Annotated in this window: 4 protein-coding genes; all 4 read left to right on the top strand. The window is 43.6% G+C overall.

Annotation, left to right across the window (positions count from 1 at the left end; translation table 11 throughout):
• Positions 1-295, top strand: a 295-nt coding sequence (locus tag Q0256_RS10860; protein WP_297963004.1) for a homoserine O-succinyltransferase, incomplete at its 5' end; no start/stop codon positions are given.
• Between the two features lie 153 nt (positions 296-448).
• Entirely contained in the window at positions 449-805 is a 357-nt protein-coding gene (locus Q0256_RS10865) for a NirD/YgiW/YdeI family stress tolerance protein (RefSeq protein WP_297963007.1), read from the top strand.
• A 9-nt stretch (positions 806-814) separates the two neighbouring features.
• The gene (gene ppa, locus Q0256_RS10870; protein ID WP_297963010.1) at positions 815-1,333 is read left to right on the top strand and encodes an inorganic diphosphatase; all 519 of its coding nucleotides are present in this window, start codon (positions 815-817) and stop codon (positions 1,331-1,333) included.
• A 202-nt stretch (positions 1,334-1,535) separates the two neighbouring features.
• A partial coding sequence (locus Q0256_RS10875) for a leucine-rich repeat domain-containing protein (RefSeq protein ID WP_367271965.1) occupies positions 1,536-2,552 on the top strand: 1,017 nt, incomplete at its 3' end.

The raw sequence follows: 2,552 nt of genomic DNA on the forward strand, positions 1-2,552 counted from the left end.
GCCAATTAAGATTCAATCGGATTTGCCGGCACGCAGCATCCTCGAACGCGAAAACGTATTCGTCATGACCGACAAACGGGCAAAAGCGCAGGATATCCGTCCGCTCAAAATCGCGATCGTCAATCTTATGCCGGTAAAAGAAATAACGGAAACGCAGCTTTTGCGCGTTTTGGCAAACACGCCGCTGCAAGTCGAAATATCGCTCGTGCGTATGGAAAATCACGTGTCGCGCCATACGAGCCGCTGCTATCTCGAAAAATTTTACATCACGACGAGCGCGCTTTTAAATTTATAGCTTGCCGTTGCGCGAGATAATTAAAATTTAAGCGTAAATTTAAGCAGCTCGCCGTGTAAATTTAAATGCGAGCGTCAAATACAAGCGGATTTTAAATTTAATGAAATTCCGGATCTGTTTGCGGATACAGAGATTAAAATTTTAAGGATAGATATGATTAGAAAATTTTTAATTAGTATGGCTTTGTGTGCGGTCGCATTCGGTGCGGGTGGGTTCGTCCCAAGCGGCTCCGCGGCGCAAACTCAGCCGTTAAGCGTCAAAGAAGCGCTTAAATTAAGAGATGATTCTTTTGTCGTAATCGACGGCAAGATAAAATCCCAGCTCAGACACGAACATTATAGATTTGTGGATCAAAACGGCGATAGCATCGAGGTTGAGATCGATGATGACGTTTGGCGCGGCGTGAGCGTGGATGAAAATACGCTCGTGCGAATTAGCGGCGAGATCGATAAAGATTTTACCAAAACGACGATAGACGTAAAAAATATCAAAATTTTAAATTCTAAATAAAGGAAAACTATGGATCTTTCAAAGATAAAAGTGGGCTCAAACCCCGATAAAATCAACGCAGTGATCGAGATCCCTTACGGCTCGAACATCAAATACGAGATCGACAAAGCAAGCGGCGCGCTCTGCGTAGATCGCGTGCTCTACGGCGCGATGTTTTATCCCGCAAACTACGGCTTCGTGCCCAATACCTTGGCAGACGACGGCGATCCTGCGGATGTTTTGGTGCTGAACGAATACCCGCTTGCCGCCGGTAGCGTGATCCCGTGTCGCTTAATCGGCGTTTTGATGATGGAGGACGAAAGCGGCATGGACGAGAAGCTGCTTGCCGTGCCGGTTAGCAAGATCGATCCGCGATATGACAGCATTAAAGGGGTCGCCGATCTGCCTAAAGCGACGCTGGATAAGATCAAAAATTTCTTCGAAACCTACAAGCTTTTAGAGCCGAATAAATGGGTCAAAATAAAGGATTTCGCAAGCGCCGCGGAAGCGGAGAAAATTCTAGACAAAGCGATCAAGGCTTATAAATAAAATTTACAAGCATCCTTCGATTTGGAATTTCGCCTCACCTTTAAGACGCTGGCGAAATTCCAAAATTTTAAAATTTGATGGAATTTGCGAAGCGCAGAGCGATGTGAGGATTTTTAAATCAAGCCTGCAAAGCGCTCGCTTAAATTTTATAAATATCGCGCAGCTAGATACTAGAATTTTAAATTTTAAAAAGGCGACTCAAATGAAAAAGATTTATATCGCGCTATTTATAGCAGTTGCTTTTTCGCTCTGCATACAATCAATCTCCGGTTTTAAAGGCATTAAAATTAGTATGTCAAACGATGCGCAGGACATCCGCCTGAAGTCTAGCCCAAAGCTGAGCGAGGATCAAAATACGCAGATGCAAAACTTGGCGGATTTCTTACGCTTTAGCGATAAGGGGCGAGAGAATTACTATGGTATAAGCTTCTTTAGCGATATCGCTACGACGTGGGATTTGTATGAAAAGCTTGCGGACATTGATGAGCTAGACTTCGGCAGAAACGCGAATTTTATGACCGTTTCGCCGATTAGAGTGGATGAGGTTACGCAGGTTCCGCCCGAGATTTGCTTGCTTTCAAATTTAAAAAAGCTTGATTTGCAAGGCACGAGAGTTTCAGATCTACCCTCTTGTGTGCAAAATTTAAAAAAGCTCGAGTATTTAGGCTTGCGTGCTACTAAATTTACAGAGATTAGTGAAAATATCTCTAAAATTCCGAATCTTAAGACGCTGATTTTGGATCGTTGCCCCGTAAAAGAGTTGAGCGCGAATGTAGCGAATTTAAAAAATTTAGAATATCTTGAGCTGGATGAAACGCATATTTCGCAGTTGCCGCCGCAGATTACAGGGATGAGCAAGCTGCGAGAGCTCCACTGTTATAGTTGTAATTTTTTACATACTTTGCCTGCGTATCTGGCGGAGCTGAAAAGTCTGGAAATTTTATATCTTACGAACACGCATATAGAGGCGCTACCCGATGAGGTTTCGCGAATGCCGAGTCTAAAGGAACTAAGCGAAGATTTTACCTCTCCTCCTGAAAACATCGTAAATTTACCCAATCTTGAGGAGTGGGGTCATATGGACGAGCAGAGATTACGGCTCGCCGTGAAAATCCCGTCGCTCAAAAGGATTCATATAAGTTCAAATATCAAAACGATCCCGTCTGAGTTAGGGGATTTGCATAATCTGCAGGAGCTTGATATTTGGTCTGAAAATATA

This window comes from uncultured Campylobacter sp. (genome assembly GCF_937949835.1).
Lineage (GTDB): Bacteria > Campylobacterota > Campylobacteria > Campylobacterales > Campylobacteraceae > Campylobacter_B.

Bases quoted from the DNA above. Each gene is read 5' to 3' on its own strand.
- ppa (WP_297963010.1), top strand. From the start codon at position 815: ATGGATCTTTCAAAGATAAAAGTGGGCTCAAACCCCGATAAAATCAAC.
- Q0256_RS10865 (WP_297963007.1), top strand. From the start codon at position 449: ATGATTAGAAAATTTTTAATTAGTATGGCTTTGTGTGCGGTCGCATTC.